This window comes from Sporosarcina aquimarina (assembly GCF_019748715.1).
In the GTDB taxonomy this organism is placed as follows: domain Bacteria; phylum Bacillota; class Bacilli; order Bacillales_A; family Planococcaceae; genus Sporosarcina; species Sporosarcina newyorkensis.
The window spans coordinates 46,563-69,608 of sequence record NZ_JACLBZ010000035.1; the positions used below are offsets into that span (position 1 = coordinate 46,563).

Consider the following 23,046-nt stretch of genomic DNA (forward strand, 5'->3'; position numbering starts at 1 on the left):
TTTCAATCTAGCGTCACACCAAACCCCTTCACGACATCTTCGCCATCCAAATTGGAAATCGGTTTGCCCATTGCATTGCTAATTAAATCGAGCAGTGACTTCGCCCTCTTTATAAAAAATTCATCAAAATCGTCTTTCTTCAGATCTTCGACACTCATTAAATGTGATACCAGATAATTGTTCAGATCTGTTTCCGTCGCCTGTTTCTCCTTTATGATCTTCCCTATATACTTACTTGGTGCGGATCCTCCTATGCTACGATTCGTCTTCGCAAATAAAGGAGTTTTGTTCACGATAGAGTTCCATTTCCTTTTTTCCAACCCATGCTCTTCGCAGATTTTCCGAGGGAAGATGTGATGGATATCCGTTCCTTCATCCAAAAATTTTGTGAAGTCCATTGCACTGCCCGTGATAAAATCCAAACACCCCTCTTTGAGAATCAATGCCATGATGCCTTTGTAGGCTGCACTTAAACGGGATTGCAAAGATAGTAATCTCGTTGGTTGGAAATAGGCGCGTTGAATAGTATCAGGCTCTTTTCCTCCCGCGATCCAATCCATCATTCCCGAAACATCCGTAGCAAACCGAGTTTCATTTGCACCGCCATACATTTCACCAAATACCCCACACCAATACCAACTGGAGATCTTCTGTTTTACTGCGCTATCATGTGCCTTACCCTTCAAGATGGTAAACATGACTGACAATGGAATCAACTGAGTGCTGTACGGCAAGTCTCGCGCAGTAAAAATACGTTGTTCCTTCATGAATTTAGCAGCCTGAATAAAACCCTCCAATAGCTCGTCGGCATGTTTCACATAGATATCCAACGTCAGTTTCAAAACATCTCGTTTTTTACAACTGATTGCTTCCCCACCATTTTTCTTTACATAATAACGTTCCAATAATGTAATGGCCGTCAAAAAGTCAGATGATGAAACTATTTTCAACAGGGCTTGGTCTCGATTCGCAAAGGATAAGGCAGACGCATCGACCATCTTTTCCTTTCGTTTTTCCCAGTCTTTGCGGAGTTCAAAATTATCTGCAGCGAACGTCGCTGTCACCAGTTCAAATACTGTCAGTGAAACTCCACCCGTATTTACATTTTCGAAAACTTGGCATACCGCGTCTTTAGGGGTGTTTTTCCCCAATGTAATTACAGGCACTTTATACGTTTGGATTGGGACGATTACTTCTTTATTGAATTCCACGTATTGTTGAAACACGATTGGATCATAGGCGTGGAATTTCTGGTACTCACTCATCCACATCATGCATTCAATCGAATCATAGACAATATTTAAAGGAAACATTTTATTGACGAATTCCCTATCGCGCGTACTTAGGTCTAATTCAATATCCCTGCCGAAATTGGTATGGATTATCTTGTTTTCAGGAACCGAGATGACTGCCTCTACCCGATCAGTTGTACTATTCAGGCTCTTTTCGATATCCAAATAGTAATAACGGTAGACCTCTTTATTTTTCTCAGTACGCGTCTGCACCGGTTTTCTGGAATACAGCGAATTAAAAATAGATGTCATCCGTTGCTGCCCATCCAACACTAAAGTTTCCGGACTATTTATTGCAGTTGCTCCAGTGAAAGGACGATATTTAAAACGTATCTCGCTATTATTACTGAACTCCAAAAACATCAGGGCCCCCACAGGATATGCATTTGAAACACTTGCAATTAATGCCTTTATGCGATGGTTATCCCACACCCATCCGCGTTGGAAATCTGGTAACTGAATTTGTCCATGCTCTATGTTTTTTAAAATATCCGCTATTGCTGTGTCATTTGATTTAAACGTGCTACTCATTATTATCCCCTCTTTATTTACTTATTACTTCAAGAATAACACGTATATGCAGTTTCAATGCCAAAAGAATTCAAAATAATAAGACCTTAACTACTAACCGAATGAAACAGCATAATCACCAAGAAACACGAAAATAATAGGATGGAATTGAAAACACCCAGCCTCCACACAACCCCGAATTCCTTCAGAGTCATGTAAGACCAGGCATTTTTCATCTACATCCATCCTATCACCAAAAATCTCTGCCTTTCCATCCATTTCACCCCACCTGAAACATCACCAGCTCCCCCGCCCTCGCATGCCCGACGTAAGCGGGGAATTCGGCCATGCGTTTCTTCCGTTCGAACAGGAACTCTTCTTTTCCGGTCTCGGCGGAAGCCATCACTCCGCACAGGAGGCGGTCAGCGGGCAGGAGGTCCACGTTGTTCTCGCCGAATTTTTCCCGATGCAGCTGGAATACGTCCATTGCCTGTTCGGCGAAGTAGAAGGCGAACCAGTCTTTCGTTTGGGTTTTGACGGCATACAGTTTGATGCGTCCGGTGCCCAATAGATTGGTTTTGTGCAAGCGGAGGATTTCCGCTTCGTCGGATTGCACCTTTTTTAGTTTTTCCATGTTGTCGTTTGCATCCACTTTGCCGTTTGTCAGCGCCCAATAGATTGAATGCGCGACGAGGCTCATGTCCATTTCCACTGCAAATTCAAAAAGTTCCCCGACTGTGATTTTCATCCTGTTCCGCTCCCTCGCCGGGCAGATCGTTCGATGTCACTCAGCTTGCCCGTCTCTTTAATGTACTTCACGGAAATTCTGCCGGTCGGACCGTTCCGGTGCTTGACGACGTCAATTTCTAGTTCATCTGACGGCATGGTTTCTTTCTTGTAATAGTCTTCCCTATAGAGAAATGCCACCACATCGGCATCCTGTTCGATGTTCCCCGAGTCCCGCAGATCACTCATGAGCGGACGCTTGTCCGGGCGATGTTCCACTGCCCTCGACAGTTGCGACAATACGACCACGGGGCAGTTGAATTCCTTGGCCATATTCTTCAGATCGGCACTGATTTGGCCGATGATTTGGTTTTGGTTGACTGGATTCCCTTCAGGCCGGATGATCTGTAAATAGTCGATGAAAATGATCGGGCGTTTGTCCGGGTTCCCTTTGATGATTTTCCTTGCTGCAGCTTTAATTTGGCTTACTTTCAAGGCGCTTCTGTCGTCGATATGGATGTTCGAGTCATCCAGCCTGCTCATGGCGACGCTCCAATCTTCCTTTTGCTTATCGGTGAAATGCCGGTAAGGATCTCGCATACGTAATCTGCTATAGCCTGCCGTTGCGGCAATTAATCGGTCAATCATGGACTTCCTGCTCATCTCGAGCGAAAAGATGATCGGCAGATGACCTGCCCAGCCTGCACTCAATGCGAAGTGGTTCAGAGTATCTGTTTTCCCCATCGAGGGTCTGGCCGCCACGATGATGAATTCACTGTCTTGAAAGCCGTTCAGAACCCGGTCCAAAGCAGCAAGCCCTGTTCCCGTACCGGTATTTTCATCCATCGGCTTAAATGGCCGTTCATATTGCGCGACCAACTCATTCCTCAAGGAAGTCTCCACACCCGCCGTGTTCTCATCCTGCAGGGCATCGAATGAGTGCTGGATTTCGGAAAGGGACCAGTTATCTTGTTGCGCCAGCTGCAGCAGTCTCGTTTTCTCGGCTTCTTTCCATTTGCCGATGATGATTTCCTTGTATTCATCGAAGCGGGCAGGATGGGCGAAGCTTTTGAGTTCCACCAGATAATTCGCTCCGCCGAGACTCGCCGGTTCCCGGATCGTCAGGAGGGTGATGTAGTCAGCCGCCCGATTCGCACTGGCCAGTTCCCGCATCGCGCTGTAAATCCTCTGGTGGATATAGGACTCGAAAAACTCTGCCTGAAAGTCGCTGTCCAAGATCAAGTGGTTCTCCTTCATCATGCTGCCAAGCAGACTCTTCTCAGCTAACACATGACTCATTTATTCCTCCCCCTTAGTGAAATCCAGCTCGAAAGGCTTGAATGGCTGTGCCTGGCTTTTCACCGGCTCGCCTTCATTCATATAGTTCTCAAAGTTGCTTGAATTGAACAAGGTGGAAGGCCGCAAGTAGTTACGGAATTTCCTGTCCGGCAGCCATTGTGTTGTTTTCAAGTCGATTACCCGTTTGATGTCATCCACAGAATAGCCTTCATTCATTCGGGCATTGAGAAGTCTTCTGGTGGCTGATGCGTTGGTCTTGAACTTTTTATCGGTTTTCAGGTTGAGGTATTCAATGATCGTCACAATCTCGTCGTGGTGAATCCCGACAATCTCTTTTTTAGAGTTCTTAAGTTCTTTACTTATTGGTCTGCTCAACTCGGGCAGCTCCTTCTGCTCGTCATGGGCAGTTGCAGTTGCCTGTTTCGGGTTGTGATTCGGGTCTTGGACAGCGACAAAATCGATAGTGGAATAATCGACGCGGTACCATTTCGTCTGGTCGGCTTTTATCTTGTTGTGTTTGGAGGTGGAAATCAAATAACCTTTCGTCTCCAGGTTGCCGATCATGCGCCGGATGGTAGTGCGCGACCAGAATTCAAACTCTTTCCCCCAGTCCTCATACGTTTTATACACCCACTTTTCACCTTCAAAGACATTGGGTGAGACAAGTGACCGGAAATGCAATTGTTGCAGAAAGACCGCTTCATTCAAACCCACTTGCTTTACAAGCGATGGCAAGATCAATAATGGCGATTCGTTGATCAGTAAATTCATCGCGACATTCCTCCCTGTTAATTTTTGAAAAGGACTTCATTGCCCTTCTGCAAGCTATATAGGGACATTTCGCGAAAAGGATACAGGTGAGGTCAGAATTGTTCTCCGTGTATCCCTTTTTGGTCCCCCGGCTATATAAAGGGCAAAAGGAGTGATGAGTTGGCGAATCATTTAGCAGGCCATACTACATTCACGAGTCGGCAGGAGTTGGATTCGGCCGTCCGCCGGCATCTGAAAGGGAAACGGCACAAGACGAACCGCACGGACCGGACGGTATTCGAATTGATCCATTCACATTCCGGTCCATTTTTGGTGGCACAATTGACGCAAAAGCAGATGGAAGACGAATTGTACGTATCCAATTCCACCATTCGGCGGACAATCCGAAAGCTGATTAAACTGGAGATGATCCGGCGGGTAGCATTTATCGAACCAGAAACGCAAGGCCCCGGGGCCAATATCTATGTGATTCTGCCGGCAGGAGCATGGAATGATGTGGATGCAGATTAAGCCGAAAAGGAGCCGGGAGGACGGCTGAGTCCTTCCGGCTGCAAATTTAATCGTTGCGTGCAGAACGAATGTATTTTTAAGGTAACGGGCATAGGCGAGTCTTTGTGATGGCCTGTCACACAGGTTTGTTTTGTCTTTTTATTGAACGTATGTTCTTGTTGTGTTACAATTAACTGAATAGTTGGTTTATATTGGAGGGGTGAGCAGATATCGGCATTACACACATTAGGGAACATTCTGCAACGTATGCTGTTGATCAAGATGGTTTGTGGAAGAAAGTGATCGGTGATCTATTTGAAGACTTCCTGCTGTTTTTCGAACCGAATCTGCATGCGCATATCGATTTTTCAAAAGCACCTGACTTTCTTCAGCAAGAGCTTTTTCAATTAGTCAATGATAAGAAAAAAGGTCGCGGGGTAGCCGATCAGATTGTGAAAGTGCAATTGAAAGAAGGTAGGGAACAATGGATTCTCATCCATGTGGAAGTCCAAGGCACCGATCATGCGGACTTTTCTGCCCGCATGTTTCAGTACTTCTACCGGATCTATGACCGTTATCGCGAAAAGATCATTGCACTCGCCATTATGACATCTCCACACGAAAGCAAAGCCCCAGTCGATTTCCGATACCAATATTTTGGCACGACGCTGCATTATGCGTATACTAATCGTAAACTCCTCGACTATCCCGTTGAGGAACTGCAGCAGTCCGACAAGCTGTTCAGTAAGGTCGTATTGGCCGCAAAGTACCTGCATTCAACGAATGACAAAGAGCTGCAGCGCTACCAATTCAAAATGAAACTTATGCGCGAAATCGTTCGAAATGAGAAATACCCGCGTACAGCAGTTCAAGCCGTGTTTCACTTCATTGACTACCTGTTGAAATTGCCAAAGGACCTGGAACAAAAACTTTCGGAAGTTATGTATCCCATCTTAGGAGAGGAGAAAAAGCTGATGGAACTTTATAATAAGGAGAACGCGTCGCCCACAATCGCAAATGCTTTTGAAATGGAACGAGTGGAAGGTAAGACGGAAGGCAGAATCGAAGAGCGTTTGCGTCTTGTCCAAAATATGTTGAAAAAGGATTTGTCCCTTGAAGAAATTGCGGATTTGGCGGGGCTTTCTGAGGATGAGGTTTTGGCAATCCGTAATGAACTGCTTCAGTAGGGTGCAGCGTATCGATGGCGCGCGAAACGACTTTGACTCAATTTGGAATCGTTCACTAATTGCTTCGCGCGCCAATTAACTATTTAATTGAAGCCAATTGCAGATAAAAGAATGGTTTTATTATAGCAAAGCAAATCTATTTCAAACAGTTGTCAATCTGATTGTTTCAATTGTATCCTGGCCTAATACAACATACTAAGGATGCAATGGACACCATCCGCGTCCACGTGGAAATTCATTAGAAACGATGCTCCGTCCGATAAGTCAATCAGTTCCTATTGGCTATTAAATTCAAGATTATTACTAAGACGTTGACCCGCCAAAAATTCAATCTTCATATGAAATCCCATACTTTTTTATTTTCTTCACAACTGCGGATTGGCTAATGCCCAGCACCTGAGCCAATTTTCGCGTAGTTCGGTATGTCTGTAGTTTTTCCAAAATAATCTTTTTCTCAATTTCCTCTAAAGTCGCTTTCAAAGAATAATGTTCACTTAGATTGGGATGATCGGCAATAAAAGGCAAGCTACTCCAGCTGATTTCGTCATGTTCCGCCGTGACGACAAGCCGCTCAATCATATTCTCCATTTCTCGAATATTTCCTGGCCAATCATATTGATGAAGCAATTCCACCAAACCCGGCTGAAAATGTCGTTCAAGCCCGTATTTTCGATTTGTGCGGTTTAGAAATAAATGAGCTAGCTGCTGTATATCTTCCGGGCGTTCACGCAAAGGCGCAATATGAATCGGGATAATATTTAGGCGATAGTATAAATCTTCCCGAAATGCTTCTTTTTCAATGAGTTCTTCAAGATTTTTATTTGTGGCAGATACAATGCGAACATCAATTTTAATATCTTTTGTTCCACCTATACGCCGAATTTCAAATTCTTGCAGAACCCGTAATAGCTTAACTTGTAAATCCATCGGCATATCACCGATTTCATCCAAAAACAATGTGCCACCGTTTGCCACTTCAAAAAGGCCGGCTTTCCCCTGCTGATTGGCACCTGTAAAAGCTCCTTTTTCGTATCCAAACAACTCAGATTCCAGTAAGTCGCGGGGAATCGCCGAACAATTGATTTTAATGAATGGATGGCTTGCTCTGGAGCTGTTTTCATGAATGAATTTGACCACAACTTCTTTGCCTACACCTGAATCCCCTAAAATCAGGATCGAAGAATCCACTTTTGCCACTCTGGCTGCCAATTGAATAACTTTTTTCATTTTAGGGCTAGCGGCAATGACATTTTCCGTATGAATCAAAGCAGCAGAATTGGAGAGTAGCGGACTCGTAAGTTGTTCATTTTTGCGGCGCAACGCAATCGAAAGCAATACATCTAGTTTCAAATTGTTCAACTCAGAAATATCACGTACATTTAAGATGATATATTTCAGATGACCGTTTTCATCCATTACAGGATTTCCTGTTGCTAAAATTTCGACACCACGTACGCTAATCACTTCGGTGACAGTTTTTTTTGTTTTAATTATGATCTCTGTGATAGATTTTGAGATATATCCTTTTTGGAGTGCTTGCTTGGCTGTTTCTCCAATAAACTCCTCTGCTGAAAAACCAGTGATGCGCTGTGCAGCTTTATTAATTTCAAGGCCCTCGCCTTGTGGATTAAACACACATATACCATCAAAGCTATTTTGAAATGCTTGTTTATAAATGTCTGCCACCATTTCACCCCATTTAATTCGATTGAGTTGCTTTCGAATCAAAGCTTTCATTCTATATTATCTCAAAAGTCTAATAATTAAAACAGAAAAGCAGAATTCTCCGAAGAGATATTCTGCTTTTCTATATTTTATATACGTTCGAGGATAAGCGCCGTCCCCACACCACCGCCGCCGCTAATGGCAACCAGTCCACGTTTTTTTTCGGTTCTTTCCAATTCGTCTAAAATCGTAGCAATCAACATGCCACCCGTACCCCCAAGTGCATGGCCCATTGAGATAGCGCCGCCATTGACATTTACCTTTGAAGGATCGATTTTTTCATCTTGGATAAATTTTAAGACCGTCGCTGCAAACGCCTCATTATACTCAATTAAATCGATATCATTAAAATTCAAATTGGTCTGATCAAGCACTTTTTTGCAGGCTGCTTGACCGCCTGTCAGCAAATACGGACTAGCCGAAGTATTTGCGATGCCAAGAATTTTTGCACGCGGCTTCACGTTCAATGCCTTTGCAGATTGTTTATTACCGATGACTACTAACGACGCCCCATCCGCTAACGAAGGAGAATTTCCCGGATGATGCAGATGCTCAATTTTCCCGAGAGTAGGAAATGCCTCGTAAATTTTATCCTCCGCTTCACCTACCCCATATTTAATGAAGGAAGGCGTGAGTGCAGCCAAACTTTCTACTGTGCTGTTTTCTCGAATTAATTCATCTTTGTCGAGTAAAAGATTACGATTCTCATCATAAATCGGAATGATCGACGAGGCTAAATAACCGTTGTCTCTGGCATATGCTGCACGTTTTTGGGATTCCACTGCATATTCGTCCAATTCCCTTCTTGAAAACCCTTCTAACGCCGCGATAACGTCAGCGGAAACACCCATTTGTACGAATCCAGTTTTTTTACTGACCTCCCGATCTGCATACCATGCACCTTTATCGGAAAACATGGGTACCCGGGAAACGGACTCCACACCTCCTGCCAACACAACATTTTCAAATCCCACCTGTACTTTTGCGGCTGCTAAACCGACAGCATCTAAACCTGATGCACAAAAGCGGTTAATTGTTACACCACTCACTGTTTCCGGGAGCCCTGCATAGATTGCAGCGATTTTGGCCAAATTCCCTCCTTGATCTTTTACCTGTGTCACACATCCGAGAACAAAATCCTCAATCAACGCTTTATTGAATGAATGTCGTTCCTCCAGTGCATGTAACAAAGCGGAAATAAGCTGTATTGGCTGGACAGATGCTAAAGAACCGGATACTTTACCTGCTCCTCTGGGTGTGCGGATTGCTTCATAAATGTATGCATCCATGATACCTTCTCACTCCTTTTACCGGTCATACCTCTAATTTTACGTCTTCTGGTGAATTTAGGACCTGCTGTTTCAAATGATACTTCAGTATTTTGCCGACAGGATTACGAGGCAGCTCGTCGAGAAAGTACACGTATTCAGGTATTTTATATATCGCATAATCATGATCTTTGAAGTACTGTATTATTTCTTCTATTGTCAGCAAACTACCAGGATCTTTTAAAACGATACAAGCGCAGGCTTTTTCACCCATACGTTTATCAGGAAGACCGACAATCGAAACTTCCGCCACCTTGGGATGTGTTTGAAGTAAATATTCTACTTCTGCAGGGCTGATATTGACACCGCCACGGATGATGATTTCCTTTGTTCTGCCGACAAAGCGATAAAATTTCTGCTCTCCTTCTTTTTCAATGATTTCAAATAGATCACCTGTGCGGAAGTAACCTTCTTCATCAAAAAATTCATTTTGGGCATCTTCTTGTCCCCAATAGCCTGGAAATACGCTGGCCCCTTTAATACGCATTTCACCAGGTATACCACTTTCCGTTATGACGGATCCAGTTTTCACATCTACCAGCTTGCTTTCGAAGTAATGAGCAATTCTGGTCGTCCATTCCAGCCCTTTTACTCCTAGACGCGGAAAGTAATTGGCACGCTGTTCCGGATCGGGAATATCACGCGGATCACTTATAAATGTCGCCCCTTCATTTGAACCGAAATAATTAATGATGGAGATATCAAATTTATCTTGCCACCCTTTTACCATCCAGGGAGATAGCGGAGTAGAACCGGATCCGATTGCCCGCAGCGATGAAAAGTCTGCATTTTTTAGGATTCCTTCATTATTCAGCATTGCATTCAGCAAAGCCGGCGGGGCCAATGTATAGGTAGCACGGGCTGAAGCAATTTGGCGCAAAAATGTCGGAAGATCGAAAGGATGGTGCATGATCAAAGTGCAGTTTGTAAGTAACCAAGGGACGAACATACCCGCAATCCCTGCCATGTTAACCATCGGGAATGTATTCAGTAAAACCTCTTCTTCTGTAAATGCTGCCGCATCGACAGACGCATACGAAGAGATGATCCACTCATTATGTGTACGCGGGACGCCTTTAGGTGTTCCTTCAGTCCCGGATGTCCAGCAAATTGTAAACACATCATTCGCTGTGTTTTTTGTAGCAGTACAGATTTCTTCTGCTTTTTGACGATCTTTTTCAGACATGTTGAGATTATTTAAAGAGATTACACCTTCCGGCACATTGTCTCCCCAAGCAAAAATATGTTCCAATGAAGAAACTTCTGGTTTTACCTCTACAAAGTCCTGGGCGGCATGATGCTTTAAAATATTCGTCATAGTAATTATGGCTTTTGCTTCTGTAAAATTTAAAAGTGTTCTGTATTCATGTTTCCTATACTGAACAGGAAAGGGTGTCGCGATGGCACCGATTCGAAGGATTGCTAAATATGTCAGGAGCATTTCAACCGTGTTTGGCAGCTGAATTCCAATAATGTCGTCTTTTCGAATACCGTTCTTCAGCAAGTAAATCGATAGGGTTTCAACTCGTTCCAACAATTCTTCATACGTGTACTGCTGCGGAACTCCTGAGCAGATGGCTTCCCTATTTAATGGATCGGCTGCGGCTAGGGATTCCGGTTTGTTTTTGACGTTCCTCAAAAATAATTCATATAATGTTTCCGTTCCCCAAAATCCTTTTGCTGTATACTCATCAATCTTTTTTTGATCTGCCAATATCATATTCCCGCCCCCTCATTTTTAAAAGCTTGATGCATTCATTGTACGGTTTACGCTTCGGAACCGAAGAAATTCTCCCCTGAAATCCAAGTCGCATGGAAACCCATCGGCACACGGTGCGGCAGTGCAATTCTGGCAACCGGACCCAAATCAAACTGCTGAGCATCTAAAATTACCAGCTCGGATTTATTCGTAACCTCATTATGTGTATAACAAACCACATAGCCTTCATCCTCCGACTGGGCCTGTTTCTTAGGCGCAAACGCAGCTTCGGAACCAAAAAAATGCTCATCAAACAGATACTTTTGGGATTGGCCGGTCCATGTGTCGTACTTCACTAATCCCGTAAATTTTAATGTATGGGAAGAATCGATATGCACGTTGTAAGAATAACGACCTTTGCGCCCCATATAGTGCAGATTGATGGCAGGGAATTCCGTATTCAAATCATCCAATTCGCCTTCTTTTACAGCACCTGTCTTGAGATTTAAGCGCCAGTAATGGAGCTTTGCATTCAATTGTAAGAACTGCATCATTCTTTCAATGTCACTCTCAGTAGAGCGTTTGGGCGGCTCAGGCTGATCAACACGACAGCCGACAAGTACAATTTCATCGCCATCTTCCCATGCGTTGATAGAATGGTAGATATAGCAAGGATCTGCCTCAAACCAGCGAATTTCATTGGAATTCCCATGACGTGGAATCACACCGAAACGGCTTGGGATATTCTGATGAAATTCCACTTTATAGCGCCCCTTTTTCAATGCTTCCGTATTCGCAAAGAGTGGCAAATCCATTAGAATTGAATACTTCTCAGTTATCCACATATCGTGCGGGTTACGCGGACCAGGTAAATCGATTGGTACGCTATGCACATCCTTTCCGTCTGCCGAAACCACTCCGTACATCATATAAGGATATGAATTTCCATAATCGAAGAAAATGAATTCTCCTGTATTCTCATCTACTTTGGAATGTGCGGAAACATGTACTTTTAATTGGTCATTAAAGTTTTCCACACCTATCGTTTCCAGCGTTTTTGCATCTATTCGATAAGGTTCCCCCGACTTATACCAAAGACTTAAGAGATTATTATTGTGGTAGACAACATCTGTATTGGATGTGTTTTTCAATGGTTCAAATTTGGGATTTCCCGCTATATTATCTCTGAGACCAACCCATTCAGATTGCTTTGTTTTGTCTTCATACTCATAGCCTTTTGTATGAACATATCGGTTTCTGTAACTGACTTTCCCATCTTTAAAATAGACTGCGTGCAGCATACCGTCTCCGTCAAACCAATGATGACGGCCTGTTGGTTCATACTTTGGATTCGGACCGTTGCGAACATACACACCGCTGAAATCAGAAGGAATTTCTCCTTCAATGACCGGCAGTTCTTCGACGAAAAGCTCTTCTTCTGTAGGTGAATATAAAGGATCTTGTAAATAGGGATTTATTTCAGTTTGCATTTTAGTCATTTGATTTCCTCCTTGTGCATGTTCCAATAGTTTATTTGACTTAAACGCATTTGCGCTTTTTCATATTGTTCTACAAGCCCCGAAATAATGTCTGCAGCCGGTTGAATGTTTGTTACCGATTCTACGCCGTGTCCTGCTGACCAAATATTTTTCCATGCTTTTGTACCGGCTTGAGGATCACTGAAATTAATCGTCGTTTTCGGCTTTAACTTTTTCGGATCGAGTCCCGCTTTTTCAATACTGGGACGAAGCATATTTGCATGAACGCCTGTAAATGCATCCGTCATGACGATATCATCGAATTCCGCATCTACGACCATTTCTTTATATTCCACTTGCGCCATACTTTCTGATGTGGAAATGAATGAGGTTCCCATATAAGCTAAATCTGCACCAAGTGATTGGGCAGCAAGAATTCCGTTTCCTGTAGAAATCCCGCCCGCCAATATAATTAGGCCATCAAAGAATTGCCGAACCGCTTCCACGAATGCAAAGCTGTTCATATTCCCTGTATGTCCTCCAGCGCCCGAACTCACGAGGATCAGCCCATCAACCCCTGTCCGAGCAGACTTTTTGGCAAATTTTACCGAATTCACGTCAGCAAATACAAGCCCGCCATAACTATGCACAGCTTCAATGACTGTAGTTGGACTGCCTAACGCCGTAATCACGATTTTCGGCTGATAGCGTAAAATCAATTCCACTTCTTCCTTCAGGCGACTATACGTACGATGGGTAACCATATTAAGTGCCCAAGGAGCCGTTTTTTGACCTGACTTTGCATGCTCTTCTAATGAAGTGGTAATTTGAATCATCCACTCTTCTAATTGTTCAATCGTTCTGGCGTTCGGTGCAGGAAAAGAACCAATGACCCCATTCCTGCAACATGCCGTGACTAGCTCGGGATTAGATACTAGAAACATTGGTGCCGCGATGACTGGCAATACCATTTGGTCTGATAGTGCTTTCAACACATCTTCTTTTTTCCCCATTTATATCCCCTCCAAATAAAGACTCTTTCGAAATTACACTTTCACTAGTGTGCCAGTCTATATTGCAAGTATCATGCCAATTAAAACGATGTATCAGAATCACTGTTAGCAAGGATATTCGATTCCAAAAGTAATCAAAAGACATAAAAGTGAGTAGGATAGTAATCAGAAAATTAAGCCATTCCCATATTTCCCGCGCCAAGCAAGGATATTGAATATGGTATGAAACTTGCATATGTAGTAGGGGAGGAAGGAATTGAATATAGAAAGGTGGAATTGGAAATGTTATTTTATATTCGTGTCTCCGTGCAGCAAAAAGAATTATCAACGGAGGAGTTATGGGCTCTGTGGGAGAAAGAAATTGCCGTCGGGAGTAAAGCACTCCAGGCCGGCAAAATTGTCAGTGCCTATAAAGTGGCAGGCAGCAAAGAAGTCATTTTAATTTACGATGCAGATTCACACGATGAGTTAGATCGAGTATTCACAGCTCAGCTGCCATTGGCTGATTATATAACAGTAGAAGAAATGACACCCGTTCGTCCTTATTTAAATTTTGGAGAAGATGTAACAAAACGTTGGAAAAAATAATGATCTAGGAAAAGAGTTGACTGGAATGATAGTAGAAAAAATCATGTTTAAAAGTGAAGGAATTACTTGCAGCGGGCTTTTATATCGACCGTCGGAAGATGAAAACATCACCTTTCCAGCCGTAGTTATGGCTCATGGATTTAGTTTAGTTAAAGAGGTTTTTTTACCCGCGTATGCAAAGAGGTTTGCAGAATCAGGATTCGCGGTCCTCGTCTTTGATTATCGGAATTTCGGTGAAAGTGAAGGAGAAAATCGCCAGCACATGGATCCGATGATGCAAATTGAAGATTATCGTAACGCTATTTCATGGATGGCGTCTCAAAGCTTTGTCGATTCTGAACGGATTGGTATTTGGGGAAGCTCCTATAGCGGTGGTCATGTACTACAAGTGGGTGCTATTGATCGCCGTGTAAAAGCAATCGTCTCACAAGTTCCGACGATTCGCGGTCGTATTGGCATGGAGAAAAAGATGGGTAAGGACAATTTAGCTTCCTATACCCAAAAATTGATGCATTATCGGCAAGCACGATATGAAGGTGCACCTATTGAATATATTAAAGTCGTCAGTCAAGATGGGCAAAACTGTGCACAAACCCATCCCGAAGCGTACGATTGGTTTACGAATAAAGCAAAAAAATGTACATCCAATTGGAAAAACCGTCTGACACTTGAATCAATGGAAAAGTACATGGAGTACTTCCCCGCATCCAACGCCGACCTGATTTCGCCTACACCGCTATTAATGATAGTAGCCATGGAAGATGGGGTAACACCACCACAACCGGCTATCGATGTGTTTAATGAAAAAATTTCTGAACCGAAACAGTTGGTGAAACTACCAAAGGGGCACTTTGATTTATATGACGGGGAAACATTCGAACGAGCACAGCGGGAGGCTACACTTTGGTTTACCAAGCATTTAACTAAGGAGGCAAACAAATGGGTGCAGACTATATCAAGCCAAATTTAGAAGAATGGTTGGAAACCTTTGGTTATGAAACGTATACAAAAGTCCGTGTGTGTGAAACAGACTTATATGCACATGTCAATAATACAAGCTATAGTTTGTATTTCGAACAGGGTCGTGCGGATTATCTCGAGCATTTAGGGTTCTACGAAGAAAACTTAATGTTCGTCGTTGGGGATATTTATTGCCGATTCCACAGTCAAGCGTATGCGCGTGAGGAACTAGTGATTAAAGTACGCACATCCCGCTTCGGCACAAAATCATTTACAATAGAAAGCGTCATTCAACGAAAATCAACGGGGGAAGTTATCGCATCGAATTGGACCAATCTCATAATCGTAGATAGTAAAACAAAAAAATCGATAGTCATTCCTGAATGGGTGAAACAACGAATCCGTGATAACGAAAAAACACCGCAAATTTAGTATGATCTCTTATCGCTAGAACAACTTTAACAGAATCCACCATGCCTCTTTGCAAGGGAGGCATGGTGGTTCTTTTTTAGGAATAAGCATACAAAACCACATTCATAAGAAAATTTGCCTATCATTGAAGAAGTATTCACAATCAAAATTATCTAGCCGAGGGGTATTCATGAGAAAAACACATGCCGCACTTCGATCCCTTCCCCAAGATTCATCACCGCGAATGAATAATAAGGATTCGTTCGTTTATCCATCAAAGATCCCGGATTAATCAGCAGACACTTCTTAAAATAACGGAGCAAAGGAATGTGGGAATGGCCAAAGATTATGACGTCGACAGGCTCATCCACAAAAGCATCAAACGCACGCCTGTCCGTTGTTTTTCCGCTTCCATGACCGTGAACGATACCAATTCTAAAACCTTCTAGCGTAATGACCTCTCTTTCAGGCATCTTCTCCCTGATGTGTTCATCCTCCACATTCCCCTGCACTCCAGTAACGGGGGCATACGCCGATAGGATGTCATAAACCTCCAGCGTCGACCAATCACCGGCATGGATAATATGGTCCGCCTGATCCAACTCATTTAGGAATCTCTCAGGAAGCACGCTGCCTTTTTTCGGCATATGGGTATCCGATAAAATCACCACTTTCATTTTTTCAGCCTCCTGAACATTAAGTAGTGAACTTCCCGAAGATTATCCGAGCAATGCCTTAATGCTATTGGACACAAAGTCATTTACATTTTGGAACTCTCAAGTATTACTATTTTAACCACACTTTACTTTATGAATCTATCAATGTCATTTCCAATTCTTCCATTACGCAAATGCTCTTTATGTCAGACTATCAATAGATATTTGGCGGCTTTATTATTTACGGATTATATTTGTTGTTCGGCGTTATTACTTGCGATTTTCTAGCCAAATTAAAAGGACTTACAACTTATGAAAGGTCTGCACATGAAACTGATCTTAAATTGTACCAATCCAATACAGTGCCAATTCATATTATCAGATCCAGCAAGCAAGTAAGAAAGAATTCGTTATGAATATGGCAGCCCTTTTATTGAAGAAAGTGACAACATATAAATTGAAGGCATGTACATTCGTCTTGGTCAAATAAATAAACAGTCCGTCTATATGATTCAAAACCATCACAGACGACTGTTTATCCAACATACGTTAAAAGCGTATAATTATATCATGTTTTTAGTTAGTAGTTACGCTTTTTGACCATACGACTTGAACCTTTCTAACATTTGATCCATTTCTTCATCAGATAACAATATCGGCTCCCCTAATTGCTTGGCACGATAGTAGATCTCAGCACAAAACTCAATTTCTTCTGCTATATTAAAAGCATTTTCCAAATCTATTGCCCCTGCCAGCATACCGTGGTTCGCCAAGAATACTGCTTTTCGATCCTGCATTGCAGCAAATGCATTTTCAGCTAATTCATCCGTGCCAAAACTTGCATATTCGGCACACCTAACATTTCTACCGGCATAAGCTACTAAATATGACACCGCAGGTAATTCCCATCGTAAGGAAGCTAAAGTTTTGGCAAAGGTAGAATGTGTATGCACTACTGCATTTATGTCTTTGCGTTCCCTATAAAAAATAGAATGCATGCTCAGCTCACTGGAGGGCTTATTTTTTCCATCTATTATATTGTGTTTTAAGTCCAATACCACAATATCTTCTGGTGTTAATTTCTGATACTCAATACCACTCGGACTTATAGCCATCAAATTTTTATCGCGATTAAAGACACTAATATTCCCTCCTGTGCCCTTTGTTAACCCCTGTGTAATTAATTTATTACAGAACTCAACTATTTTCATTCTTTCTTGTTCTAATAACATCTATTTCCTCCTTTAATTGTTCGTGCGATTACTTTGCAACAATTACATGAACACCGGATTCTTTATACTGTTTCAAGCACTCTGATTGTTCATGTGTATGCTCTTGTGAACGGTCTGTAATTAAATAATCAATTTGTTCAGCATCACAAATCTTAAAGAAAGCAATTGTGTTTATTTTTGATTGATCTGCCAACAGAAAAATGTCAGTCGATCGTTTTATTATTGCTTGTTTCGCTTCTCCTTCATCCATCAGAAAGTCCGTTACCCCATCTGAATAGTTAAAAGACTTACATGATATAAAAGCTTTATCGATGTTGATTGAATCTAGGTACTTAGACATCCCTGAACCAATAACGGAAAGTGAAGTACGGCGGACAAAACCACCTAATAATATGACGGGTATTTCAGGATCCTCTGCTAACTCAATAGCTATATTTAAATTGTTCGTAACAACTGTTACTTTACGTTCGAACTTAATAAACCGACTCAATTCTAATGCTGTAGTGCTAGCGTCAAATGCAATCACGTCACCGTCATTAATATATTTCATAGCCTCTTTCGAAATCAGTTTTTTAGCCAGTGAATTTGTACTTTTCCGGATTTCAATAGGGCTCTCCCATTCACGATCACTTAATACCTTTAAACGCACACCACCGTATACACGGGTAACTCGGTTCTCTTTCTCTAGCTTGTCAATATCACGTCGGATCGTCATTTCTGATACTTTAAATGTCTCGCTCAAATACTGGATTTCAGCGTAATCTTTGGTTTTTAGTATGTCAATTATTTTTTCTCTACGTTCTTCAGGTAAGATAACCATAATTACTCACTTTCCATCTATTGATACTTGTATTTTATTCAAATAGTTTCTTTAAATTCTCTTCAAAGGGAGCACGGACTATGCCTTTTTCCGTAACTATAGCTGTTATATTTTCATGAGGTGTAACATCAAATGCCGGGTTAAACACTTTAACATCTTTAGGTGCCGTAAACTCACCAAACCCTTTAATTACTTCATGTGAATCTCGTTCTTCAATCGGAATTTCAGCACCTGTTTTTGTTTGCATATCAATTGTAGGTGTTGGTACCGCTATATACATTGGGATATTAAAGTTTTTTGCCAGTATGGATAAATTCAATGTACCGATCTTATTTGCCACATCTCCGTTCGCAGCAACTCGATCAGCACCCACAATTATAGCATCTATTTCGCCTTTACTCATTATCACCGCTGCCATACTATCGGTAATTACGGTAACATCTATACCTGCTTGGTGCAATTCAAATGCCGTTAAATTCGAGCCTTGCAAACGTGGTCTGGTCTCATCTGAATATACTTTAAAATCCCAATTCTTTTCTTGTGCTAAATACATTGCGGCTGTAGCAGTACCATACTTCGTGGTAGCTAATGCACCTGCATTACAATGGGTCAGCAGTCCACACCCATTTGATAATAAACTTAGCATATTTTCACCAATTTTATAGTTAATTTCTTCATCTTCTTTATGAATTAACTTTGCTTCTTCAAGTAATTGCTCTTTCAATTTTCCAACGGTTAATTGATCGTTTTTTTGCGCAAAGTCTATCATTCGATCAATTGCCCACGACAAATTTACCGCTGTTGGGCGTGAAGTAGCAAGATAATCTCCTAATTTCTTGTATTCTTTTTGAAACTCAGACATTGCCGATGTTTCAATTGACTCCGCCCCTAAATACATTCCATAAGCAGCTGCTACTCCGATAGCAGGTGCTCCTCGAACAATCATATCTTGTATGGCATCCCAAACACCTTGAATTGAATCAAAGCTTTGATATGCAACCACATTGGGTAGGACTGTTTGGTCCAATAAAAATAATTTATCTTCTTTCCATTCAATAGTAGTAACTTGCTTTGACATATTGTCACCTCATAATTTTTTCTATTTTATCTTGTAAAAGCTCTAAATATTGATCGCCCGTTAGCAAAGACGCTCGTTTCATAATGCAATCTTTTGCAAAGAGTACACAAATCTTTTCTGCCTTTTCTCTCGCTTCGGGTTCCTCTATACCCACAATATCCTTCACTTTTGCCAACCCAACAATACGACGAATAATTTCCAACCCACAAATGCCGGCCGTATCCTCCATTACTGTATGGAGATAATGGTTTTTAAACCCACCTTCTTTGGCCAATCTATCTATTGCACCGTCATTCCATTTTACAATAAATTTCTTCTGGAACTGATCAATGAAACTAGCTATTGTTCGCTTGCTCCATTCAACATACGCTTCTTCCCCCGCAACTACTGCTCTGACGTGAGCAAATACTAAGTTGGCTATCAGATTGCCGACGTCATACCCAATTGGTCCATAAAATGCAAATTCAGGATCTATTACCTTTGTTTGATCTGGTGTTACAAAAATTGAGCCTGTATGCAGGTCGCCGTGTATCAAAGCTTGAGCATTATTCATAAATGCAAATTTCAATTTTGCTGCCTCTGTACGCAATAATTGATCCTCATAGATTTGTTGGCTTATCCAGGCTTGTATCGGGCCGAATAATTCATTGCGTTTATTATGGTCCGTAAAAGGCTCTGTATAAACCAGTTCCTCTGAGATTTCACATAGCTCAGGATTTATAAAGGTCTTTACTTGCTCTTTCTTTTCTTTATGCTCCATAAATACATCTGTAGTAGGCAATAACGTATCTACAATAAATGTAGACATATGATCTGCCAGATGTGGATAGATTTGATAATGAATTAATCCATCGCGTAAAATACGGAACTCAGATAAATCCTCCATCGCAAAACAATTCATAACTGCATCATACCCATATAGGTCAGGTCCAAATTCCGGTGCATATTTCCGATACATACTTAATACTTCAAATTCAATCTTAATTCTATTTGTCGATAAATGAATATCTTCAGAAATCCTTGCTACAGTACCAGCCTGTTTGATGATGATTGATTTATTGGTTTCGGTCTCCTTTATACGATACACATAGTTTAGATTCCCATCACCAATCTCCTTCACTTCCAAAAGAGCTTTTTTATCAAAAAAAGTAATTTTTTCTTTCACATATTCGGCAACGTCCGACTCTTGCATTAAAAAGTATTCATCAAATTTCGACATCTTGCTCTCTCCCGTCTTAAAACTTTTTCTGATTATAATAGGTAGATGCCAGTGCAAGGGCTAGTACTAATCCTTTTACTATGTTTAGCGAGTAATACGGCACAGACATCATGACTAATCCATTTTCTAAAACCCCTACAAGGACTGCTCCGAAAAATGTACCGATTGCATTTGGCTTACCTTTTCCAGCAAATGAGGACCCGATAAACGCGGCGGCAACTGCAGGCATCAAGTAACCTGATCCCGCATTTATTTGTGCTGATCCTATATACGAAGCAAGTATAATCCCGCCAAGTGCCGCAAAAGTAGTAGATATAATATAGGCTAAAGTACGGTAACGTTTAACCGGGATCCCCGATAAACGCGCTGCCTCAGGATTACCACCTATCATGTACATATAACGACCATGCTTTGTATGATTCAAAAATATATGTACAAGTGCAACAACCAAAACCATAATGATAATGATCCAAGGCGTTTGACCTAAGTACGTAAACATCTTTGGCAATGTTCCTACTGTTGGCGATCCATCTAATCGTGGCATTCCTTGACTAATGGATCCCCCTCCCGTATAAGTCATAGCCACTCCTTCAAAAATAAACATTGTAGATAAAGTAGCAAAAAGGTCAGGAATTTTCACTTTAACAATTAAAAATGCATTTACTGCCGCTACGGATAAAGTAATTAAGATCGCTAACGGTAAAGCGATACCTAAAGGCATATTGAACCAAATAAAGAATGAGATAATTAAAGAACTTGATAACGTTGCTGAAGAACCAATCGATAAATCAAATCCATTAACAGACAGTGAAACTGTTAGTCCAATTGCAATAATAGTTACAATGGAAATACTTCGAAATATATTCACGACATTTGAGCTTGTCAAAAATAGGTCCGGCAACATAAAAGTAAAGAATATAATAATCGCGACGATCGCAACTATGGTTCCCCACTTATTTAATGCTTCTAATAAATTTAAGGAAGACTTATTTTGTTTTTGTTTGACCATCGTATTTTTCATAAGTTTATTCTCCCCCAGTTGAATAATACATAATTTCTTCCTCATTTGTTTCGCTTGTTACTACCTCTTTAACAATTCGGTTGTCATACATAATATAGACCCTGTCCGTTATCGCCAATATCTCTACTATTTCACTGGAGGCATACATAATCGCTTTTCCTCTTTCAGCTAAGCCTTCTATTAATTGAAATATCTCTGATTTCGCGCCAACATCAACGCCCTTTGTAGGTTCATCGAACATATAGACGTGCGCATTTGATTGTAGCCATTTACCTACAGCTACCTTTTGTTGATTTCCACCAGATAATAAAGCTACTTTTTGATTCTCAGAAGGCGTTTTAATCCCCAAGTCTTTTATCATCTTCACTGCAGCAACCTTCTCTTTCTTTGTATTCAGGAATCCTAATGACGTGAAATTATGCAGACTAGGTGCAGATAAATTACTAAAAACCGGTTCTTCTACCAAGACCCCCTCTTTTCGTCTCTCCTCCGGCACTAAAGCAAATCCCTCTTTAACGGCATGATAGGGTGAGCTTGGCTTAACTAATTTACCGTTTACCATTATTTCTCCACTATCAATTGTATTATCGCCAAATATCGTTTTGCATAACTCCGTTTTTCCTGCACCAACCAATCCTGCAATTCCAACAATTTCGCCTGACTTAACGGAAAAACTTGCGTTGTCAAGAGTACCTTCTTTATCCGTCAAGTTACGGATTGATAATACTTCTTCTCCTATCACCGACTTTTTCTTTACATAATCATCTACCATATTGCCGCCTAGCATATCGTCAACTACTTCTTTGATAGACGTGCTTTTAATAGGTCGACAAGATACAAATTCTCCATCTTTCATAACTGTTATATCTTCACAAATCTCAAACAATTCAGGTAAGCGATGTGAAATAAAAATAATTCCTACCCCATGCATACTACATAAATTACGAATAACTCTGAACAGTTCTTTCGTTTCAGCCGTACTTAATGGAGCAGTCGGTTCATCTAAAATTAAAAACTTAGGTTTTTGTACAAGTGATCGCGCAATCAATACCATCTGCTTTTCTGCCAGTGTTAATCTAGAAACAAGCCGTCTTGTCGGTAGATTGATATGCAGTTCTTCCAATACCTCTTTTGCTCTTTTATGTGTTTGTTTCCAATTAACAAAGTGTTTGCCACCCATATCATTTGCTAGTGAATCAAGCATGATATTTTCGCCCACAGTCAAATACGGTATAAGCGCTGTATCAACTTCTTGGAAAACGATATCAATACCCAGCATCTTAGCCTGCTTCGGATTTCGGATTTCAACCGCTTTCCCGTCTAGTAAAATTTCACCCTCGTAATGGTCATAGGCACCCGATAACACTTTCATTAAAGTCGATTTCCCCGCACCATTCGCACCAATTAATGCGTGAATCGATCCAGATTTCATCGCAAAGTCCACGCCTTTTAATGCCTTTACACCTGGAAACTCAATGAAAATTTTTTCCATTTCCAACTTCATTTAATCACCGACTTTCTAATTTAAATAAAGAGCGCATGAG

General features: G+C 41.4%; 22 protein-coding genes. 5 read left to right on the forward strand and 17 right to left on the reverse strand.

Going from position 1 to position 23,046, the window contains the following annotated elements; all coding sequences use genetic code 11:
- Positions 1 to 2: 2 nt before the first annotated feature.
- The 5 genes from H7J92_RS15900 to H7J92_RS15920 all read right to left on the reverse strand — a co-directional run bounded on the left by H7J92_RS15900 (position 3) and on the right by H7J92_RS15920 (position 4,598).
- Positions 3 to 1,823, reverse strand: a complete 1,821-nt coding sequence (locus H7J92_RS15900) for a DUF262 domain-containing protein (protein WP_221837913.1) — start codon at positions 1,821 to 1,823, stop codon at positions 3 to 5.
- 93 nt (positions 1,824 to 1,916) lie between these two features.
- On the reverse strand, positions 1,917 to 2,081 hold the full coding sequence (locus tag H7J92_RS15905) for a hypothetical protein (RefSeq protein ID WP_176132524.1): 165 nt from the start codon (positions 2,079 to 2,081) through the stop codon (positions 1,917 to 1,919).
- Between the two features lies 1 nt (position 2,082).
- Positions 2,083 to 2,550, reverse strand: a complete 468-nt coding sequence (locus H7J92_RS15910; protein ID WP_078817475.1) for a hypothetical protein — start codon at positions 2,548 to 2,550, stop codon at positions 2,083 to 2,085.
- Entirely contained in the window at positions 2,547 to 3,827 is a 1,281-nt protein-coding gene (locus H7J92_RS15915) for a replicative DNA helicase (RefSeq protein ID WP_221837915.1), read from the reverse strand. The genes H7J92_RS15910 and H7J92_RS15915 overlap by 4 nt, the downstream gene beginning before the upstream one ends.
- Entirely contained in the window at positions 3,828 to 4,598 is a 771-nt protein-coding gene (locus H7J92_RS15920) for a conserved phage C-terminal domain-containing protein (protein WP_221837916.1), read from the reverse strand.
- A 159-nt stretch (positions 4,599 to 4,757) separates the two neighbouring features.
- On the opposite strand from H7J92_RS15920, the gene H7J92_RS15925 reads away from it, so the two are divergent.
- Positions 4,758 to 5,108, forward strand: coding sequence for a hypothetical protein (locus H7J92_RS15925; RefSeq protein WP_221837918.1), 351 nt, complete (start codon positions 4,758 to 4,760; stop codon positions 5,106 to 5,108).
- Between the two features lie 266 nt (positions 5,109 to 5,374).
- Positions 5,375 to 6,274, forward strand: a complete 900-nt coding sequence (locus tag H7J92_RS15930) for an RpnC/YadD family protein (RefSeq protein WP_139365974.1) — start codon at positions 5,375 to 5,377, stop codon at positions 6,272 to 6,274.
- A 327-nt stretch (positions 6,275 to 6,601) separates the two neighbouring features.
- Here H7J92_RS15930 and H7J92_RS15935 read toward each other — a convergent pair whose 3' ends face one another.
- The 5 genes from H7J92_RS15935 to H7J92_RS15955 all read right to left on the reverse strand — a co-directional run bounded on the left by H7J92_RS15935 (position 6,602) and on the right by H7J92_RS15955 (position 13,517).
- Positions 6,602 to 8,011: a sigma-54 interaction domain-containing protein gene (locus H7J92_RS15935; protein WP_078817480.1), complete on the reverse strand. Its 1,410-nt coding sequence runs from the start codon at positions 8,009 to 8,011 to the stop codon at positions 6,602 to 6,604.
- 77 nt (positions 8,012 to 8,088) lie between these two features.
- Positions 8,089 to 9,288 (reverse strand): acetyl-CoA C-acyltransferase, encoded by a 1,200-nt coding sequence (locus H7J92_RS15940; protein ID WP_217698587.1) that lies wholly within the window; start codon positions 9,286 to 9,288, stop codon positions 8,089 to 8,091.
- A gap of 25 nt (positions 9,289 to 9,313) precedes the next feature.
- Positions 9,314 to 11,047 (reverse strand): class I adenylate-forming enzyme family protein, encoded by a 1,734-nt coding sequence (locus tag H7J92_RS15945; protein ID WP_221837921.1) that lies wholly within the window; start codon positions 11,045 to 11,047, stop codon positions 9,314 to 9,316.
- Between the two features lie 47 nt (positions 11,048 to 11,094).
- Entirely contained in the window at positions 11,095 to 12,525 is a 1,431-nt protein-coding gene (locus H7J92_RS15950; RefSeq protein ID WP_221837924.1) for a carotenoid oxygenase family protein, read from the reverse strand.
- Positions 12,522 to 13,517: an NAD(P)H-dependent flavin oxidoreductase gene (locus H7J92_RS15955; RefSeq protein ID WP_078817484.1), complete on the reverse strand. Its 996-nt coding sequence runs from the start codon at positions 13,515 to 13,517 to the stop codon at positions 12,522 to 12,524. Before H7J92_RS15955 ends, H7J92_RS15950 begins: the two co-directional genes overlap by 4 nt.
- 222 nt (positions 13,518 to 13,739) lie before the next feature.
- Between H7J92_RS15955 and H7J92_RS15960 the strand changes: the two genes are divergently transcribed.
- From H7J92_RS15960 to H7J92_RS15970, 3 genes are read left to right on the forward strand one after another with little or no spacing between them, the layout of a single operon-like run.
- Entirely contained in the window at positions 13,740 to 14,105 is a 366-nt protein-coding gene (locus H7J92_RS15960) for a muconolactone Delta-isomerase family protein (protein WP_217698588.1), read from the forward strand.
- A 25-nt stretch (positions 14,106 to 14,130) separates the two neighbouring features.
- On the forward strand, positions 14,131 to 15,075 hold the full coding sequence (locus tag H7J92_RS15965) for an alpha/beta hydrolase (RefSeq protein WP_078817485.1): 945 nt from the start codon (positions 14,131 to 14,133) through the stop codon (positions 15,073 to 15,075).
- Positions 15,045 to 15,497, forward strand: coding sequence for an acyl-CoA thioesterase (locus tag H7J92_RS15970; protein ID WP_078817486.1), 453 nt, complete (start codon positions 15,045 to 15,047; stop codon positions 15,495 to 15,497). The genes H7J92_RS15965 and H7J92_RS15970 overlap by 31 nt, the downstream gene beginning before the upstream one ends.
- A 167-nt stretch (positions 15,498 to 15,664) precedes the next feature.
- Here H7J92_RS15970 and H7J92_RS15975 read toward each other — a convergent pair whose 3' ends face one another.
- From H7J92_RS15975 to H7J92_RS16005, 7 genes are all read right to left on the reverse strand, one after another.
- Positions 15,665 to 16,153: a metallophosphoesterase family protein gene (locus H7J92_RS15975; protein ID WP_078817487.1), complete on the reverse strand. Its 489-nt coding sequence runs from the start codon at positions 16,151 to 16,153 to the stop codon at positions 15,665 to 15,667.
- A gap of 566 nt (positions 16,154 to 16,719) precedes the next feature.
- Positions 16,720 to 17,364 (reverse strand): L-fuculose-phosphate aldolase, encoded by a 645-nt coding sequence (locus H7J92_RS15980; RefSeq protein WP_078817488.1) that lies wholly within the window; start codon positions 17,362 to 17,364, stop codon positions 16,720 to 16,722.
- Between the two features lie 28 nt (positions 17,365 to 17,392).
- Positions 17,393 to 18,184 carry a DeoR/GlpR family DNA-binding transcription regulator gene (locus H7J92_RS15985; protein ID WP_078817489.1) on the reverse strand — a complete coding sequence of 264 codons (792 nt, stop codon included), beginning with the start codon at positions 18,182 to 18,184 and terminating at the stop codon, positions 17,393 to 17,395.
- 34 nt (positions 18,185 to 18,218) lie between these two features.
- Positions 18,219 to 19,262, reverse strand: coding sequence for an S-methyl-5-thioribose-1-phosphate isomerase (gene mtnA, locus H7J92_RS15990; RefSeq protein ID WP_221837927.1), 1,044 nt, complete (start codon positions 19,260 to 19,262; stop codon positions 18,219 to 18,221).
- Between the two features lie 4 nt (positions 19,263 to 19,266).
- A complete protein-coding gene (gene mtnK, locus H7J92_RS15995) occupies positions 19,267 to 20,481 on the reverse strand; it encodes an S-methyl-5-thioribose kinase (protein ID WP_221837929.1) in 1,215 nt (404 codons plus the stop codon).
- A gap of 16 nt (positions 20,482 to 20,497) precedes the next feature.
- Positions 20,498 to 21,502 (reverse strand): ABC transporter permease, encoded by a 1,005-nt coding sequence (locus tag H7J92_RS16000; RefSeq protein ID WP_245799475.1) that lies wholly within the window; start codon positions 21,500 to 21,502, stop codon positions 20,498 to 20,500.
- A 4-nt stretch (positions 21,503 to 21,506) separates the two neighbouring features.
- A complete protein-coding gene (locus H7J92_RS16005; RefSeq protein WP_340758079.1) occupies positions 21,507 to 22,994 on the reverse strand; it encodes a sugar ABC transporter ATP-binding protein in 1,488 nt (495 codons plus the stop codon).
- Positions 22,995 to 23,046: the final 52 nt, after the last annotated feature.